This window comes from Gilvimarinus gilvus (assembly GCF_030518155.1).
GTDB classification, from domain to species: domain Bacteria; phylum Pseudomonadota; class Gammaproteobacteria; order Pseudomonadales; family Cellvibrionaceae; genus Gilvimarinus; species Gilvimarinus gilvus.
In genome coordinates, this window is the sequence record NZ_JAULRU010000538.1 from 1 (window position 1) to 553 (window position 553).

The window sequence follows — 553 nt, forward strand, 5'->3', positions numbered from 1 at the left end:
CGATGAGCCCGTGCTCGACCACCTCGACCTGTCGATCGCGCCGGGTGAGAAGGTGGCCATTGTCGGTGCCAGCGGCGGCGGCAAGAGCACCCTGGTGCAACTGCTGCTGGGCTTGTACAGCGCCCAGGCCGGGACTATCCGCTTTGGCGGGGCCAGCTTGCAGGAAATCGGCCTGGAAACCCTGCGCGAAAACGTGGCGGTGGTGTTGCAGCACCCATCGCTGTTCAATGACACCGTGCGTGCCAACCTCACCATGGGCCGTGACTGCAGTGACGAGGCCTGTTGGCAGGCGCTGCGCATCGCCCAGCTGGACGCCACCATCGCCGCCTTGCCGCAGGGCCTGGACAGCGTGGTGGGGCGGTCGGGTGTGCGCCTGTCCGGCGGCCAGCGCCAGCGCCTGGCCATCGCCCGCATGGTGCTGGCCGAGCCCAAGGTGGTGATCCTCGACGAGGCCACGTCGGCGCTGGACGCGGCCACCGAATACAACCTGCACCAGGCCTTGGCGCGCTTCCTCAGTGGCCGCACCACGCTGATCATCGCCCACCGCCTGTCG

At 68.7% G+C, this 553-nt stretch carries 1 protein-coding gene; it reads left to right on the top strand.

All coding sequences use genetic code 11. The features are described from left to right. Positions 1–553, top strand: a 553-nt coding sequence (locus tag QWI17_RS09980) for an ATP-binding cassette domain-containing protein (protein ID WP_302722360.1), incomplete at both ends; no start/stop codon positions are given.